Origin of the sequence: Bacillus sp. JJ1127 (assembly GCF_036965845.1) — a bacterium.
Classification (GTDB): Bacteria; Bacillota; Bacilli; order Bacillales; family Bacillaceae_G; genus Bacillus_A.
The window spans coordinates 1-1908 of sequence record NZ_JBALQK010000416.1 but is presented as its reverse complement, the minus strand read 5'-3'; the positions used below and the strand labels follow the sequence as shown (position 1 = coordinate 1908).

At 32.1% G+C, this 1908-nt stretch carries 4 protein-coding genes; all 4 read right to left on the bottom strand.

The genetic code is table 11. The annotated features are described in order from the left end of the window. Nucleotides 1–97: 97 nt before the first annotated feature. The 4 genes from V7183_RS25375 to V7183_RS25360 all read right to left on the bottom strand — a co-directional run bounded on the left by V7183_RS25375 (nucleotide 98) and on the right by V7183_RS25360 (nucleotide 1812). Nucleotides 98–280 (bottom strand): DUF3976 domain-containing protein, encoded by a 183-nt coding sequence (locus V7183_RS25375; protein WP_097895988.1) that lies wholly within the window; start codon nucleotides 278–280, stop codon nucleotides 98–100. Between the two features lie 29 nt (nucleotides 281–309). Further along, on the bottom strand, nucleotides 310–687 hold the full coding sequence (locus V7183_RS25370; protein ID WP_335361261.1) for a permease: 378 nt from the start codon (nucleotides 685–687) through the stop codon (nucleotides 310–312). A 23-nt stretch (nucleotides 688–710) separates the two neighbouring features. Next, nucleotides 711–914: a helix-turn-helix transcriptional regulator gene (locus V7183_RS25365; RefSeq protein ID WP_097895985.1), complete on the bottom strand. Its 204-nt coding sequence runs from the start codon at nucleotides 912–914 to the stop codon at nucleotides 711–713. 187 nt (nucleotides 915–1101) lie between these two features. Continuing rightward, nucleotides 1102–1812, bottom strand: coding sequence for a hypothetical protein (locus V7183_RS25360; protein WP_335361260.1), 711 nt, complete (start codon nucleotides 1810–1812; stop codon nucleotides 1102–1104). Nucleotides 1813–1908: the final 96 nt, after the last annotated feature.

The following is a 1908-nucleotide window of genomic DNA, read 5'->3' as shown; positions in this document are numbered from 1 at the left end:
TTAATTGATGTGTATATAATCACTCTCTATCATGTCATAATAAAAAACCCTATTTTTGACACTGAAACAAAAACAGGGTTTTCATTCTATCCTTTTCTTATAATCGCTTACTTACCAAGACAACCATCACGATAATGCCTACAAACATTACGCCCAAACACCCGATCAGCTTATAGAAACCTCTCTTCGTCAATGTATTCCCTTGTATATCCTTACGAATAAATAAGTACACTGCTAAAAATAAAAGCAGGGCTAACCCAAAAGCATATATACTTTGCATCTATCTGATTCACCTTTCTCATTCCAGCTTTAATATTTTTTAGACAAAATAACGAATGAAATAAAGACCGTACAAATTGTTAATGCCGCTAAAATGTTGAGCAACTCTGCAGCAGACAATATAATGATCTTTAAATTTAATCCGATAGAAAATAGTATGTAATACGCTAACAACGCAAAGTAGGAATAGAACATTCCTTTTTGACGGATTAACTTCATCCTTTCGTCTTTCTCCTTAAATTGTGGATGGAGATAACTTAAGCAAAAGCACATGACTGTCATTGCTAGTAATGTGTACGTTTGTGACGGTGGTGAAGAATGCGCCATTATACCTATAAATAGCATAAATCCACTCATCACCGAAAAGATAATCCCCATAATCAAAAAATACTTTTGTGAGTAGTTCATCTTTCTTTCCCCCTTATGTAGATTTACTTCTCTTTCCCTTCATAAATAAATACATTTTCTATCGTTGTCTGAAATGTTTTCGCAATTTCAAATGCTAAAGGAAGTGATGGATCATATTTCCCTTTTTCAATTGAAATAATAGTCTGTCTAGAAACACCAAGTTTTTCAGCTAACTTCTCTTGTGACAGGCCAAATTTTTTTCTGTATTCTACCATTTTGTTTTCCAAGGAAATATTCCCCTCCTCCTTACACAGAGTATAAATGTAAAGCAACCTTTACGTCAAGTTTCCTTTACACAACTTCCCTACTCCCACCTTTTCTTTTTAATCAATAATATTTTCATAATGAGTGAAGTAATTCTACTCATATGCAAACTGTATTCAAAAAAAAGAAACTAATTTTCCGCTCAAACAATTAGTCTCTTTCATCAAACCACTTTACTTGCATATTTCTTTCCTGCAAAAATTCGCGAATTTGCTCTACTTCTCTCTTGTTATAATGCTTCTCTAAAAACATTTGAAATTGATCTTTTATTTTAAAAATCGGATTGTACGTAATCAAAATTCCTTCTCGCTTTATTCTTTCTTCTATTTCCTTCATTTTGCGCTGTTCCTCTGACCAATTGTCCTCTATACATTTTACTTCAATTTTTTCATTCGCATTTGTATAAAATACAAATTTAAAGCCCAACCTATTTGATTTTGCATCCTTATAAGCATCATACACTTCTACCTTTTTAATTTCTCCCCAGCTAGCCCTTTTCGCACTTCCCCAAAATGGATCTTCAATAATTTCTGTATTGCTTATGCTAGAATAAAAGAAGAAAAGCAAATAAATGATTCCAAAAGAAGTACTAAAAATTATGAATAGTACACGCCTTATACACTTTCTTTTTGGTAATACAACCGAGAGAAGATACAACATCACCCACAGCACATAGATAAGAGCTAATACTGCAGCACTTGCTTCTCGTTCCAGATCATATACAATAGGAGAAAGCGAATGCATATAACTAATCTTATTTGACATAAATAGAGCTAAACCAACTATCGATAGAATCATAGAAAATACTATTATCCGAATAACATTAACACCAACATTTTCATTATCTGTTTTCTTTTTCATTTTACAACTCCTACGTATCTCTACATAAAGCGAAACTTTATCTCTTATTTCTTTCCTGCCTATTTTTAATGTAACATTTTTATATAAATCCCTTTT